This is a genomic window from Hyphomonas sp. UBA3601, assembly GCF_002375605.1.
In the GTDB taxonomy this organism is placed as follows: domain Bacteria; phylum Pseudomonadota; class Alphaproteobacteria; order Caulobacterales; family Hyphomonadaceae; genus Hyphomonas.
The window spans coordinates 2,792-4,045 of the sequence record NZ_DFME01000036.1; the positions used below are offsets into that span (position 1 = coordinate 2,792).

Here is a 1,254-nt window from a genome sequence, read left to right on the forward strand (position 1 = left end):
GCAGGCAAGGTGGAAGACCTCGCCCCCGCCGTGATCGAGGGCGGGGCGACGGCGGTGTTGGCTGCCTCGATCTTCCATTTCGGCGAAGCGACGATTGCCGAGGCCCGCGCCGCACTGGCTGCAGCCGGAGCGCCTGTCCGCCCCCTCTGACGAAATCGTCACAAAGCCTTCAATTGAGATATGGCCGCATTGGCGTAGGCTGGCCTCCTTATACAAACAGGAGGGAGCGATCATGAAAGGCCATTGTCTATGCGGCGCGGTGACGATCACGGTGCCGGACATCAATGAGGTGGCAGTTTGCCATTGCGCGACGTGCCGACGCTGGGGCGGCGGGCCGCTGTTCACGGTCGACCATGACGGCAAGCTGGAGATCGAAGGCGAGGACCATATCGCCGACTACCAGTCCTCGGACTGGGCCGAGCGGGCCTTCTGCAAGACCTGTGGCAGCCATCTCTACTACCACCTCAAATTCCACGACCATTTCGCCCTGTCGGCCGGCCTGTTTCAGGAGGCCGACCTGTCAAAGCTGTCGCAGCAGATCTTCATCGACGAGAAAGCCGCCTATTATGATCTGGCCAATGACACGCCGATGCTGACGGGCGAAGAAGCCTTTGCCGCGTTTGAGGCCGCAAATGGCGAGAGCGACTAGTCGGTAAAGGCCGGCTTGCGCTTTTGCATCTCGGCGAACACCGCTTCCATCTGGTTCGGTGTACGGATGATCTTGTCCTGCTCGACCGATTCCGCCATCAGGAGTTCCGCGTCGGTGGCATCCTGCATGGAATTGAAGATGCGTTTGGAGGCCTTGATCGCGTCCGGGTTCTTCAGCGCGATTTGCTTGGCGAGCGCCATCGCATCATCCAGCGGATTGTCGGAGACATGGGTGGCAAAACCCATTTCCTGCGCTTCGGTGCCGTTGAAGATGCGGTTGGTATAGGTCAGTTCGCGCAGCACATCGTCACGGACATTGCCGCGCCAGAGCGGGAAACCCGCCATGTCGGGCACGAGACCCCATTTCAGTTCCATGATGGCGCAACGTGTGTCTGGATGGACAAAGCGAATATCGGCGCCGGAGAGAATCTGGAAGCCGCCCCCAAAGGCCACACCATGCGCAGCGGCGATGACCGGCGCCGGAATCTCACGCCAGCCCCAGGCGACATATTGCGCGCGATTGGCGATGCCGTGCGTGCGGTCGGACAAGGTGTTCTTGCTGCCGGTGACGCTCTTGGACTCGTCGCTGCCGGAATCGCTGCCGAG

The 1,254-nt window shown here is 61.2% G+C and carries 2 protein-coding genes and 1 pseudogene; 2 read left to right on the forward strand and 1 reads right to left on the reverse strand.

What is annotated here, in order from left to right; all coding sequences use genetic code 11:
- Nucleotides 1-150 (forward strand): annotated as a pseudogene (locus B4F73_RS16720) (imidazole glycerol phosphate synthase subunit HisF); the annotation flags it as partial.
- 82 nt (nt 151-232) lie between these two features.
- The gene (locus B4F73_RS04110; RefSeq protein ID WP_206991743.1) at nt 233-649 is read left to right on the forward strand and encodes a GFA family protein; all 417 of its coding nucleotides are present in this window, start codon (nt 233-235) and stop codon (nt 647-649) included.
- Here the strand turns inward: B4F73_RS04110 and B4F73_RS04115 are convergent.
- The coding region (locus B4F73_RS04115; protein ID WP_290482571.1) for a crotonase/enoyl-CoA hydratase family protein at nt 646-1,254 on the reverse strand (609 nt) is incomplete at its 5' end. The two genes, B4F73_RS04110 and B4F73_RS04115, sit on opposite strands and share 4 nt — an antisense overlap.

Coding starts and splice junctions, on each gene's coding strand:
- B4F73_RS04110 (WP_206991743.1), top strand. CDS start 233: ATGAAAGGCCATTGTCTATGCGGCGCGGTGACGATCACGGTGCCGGAC.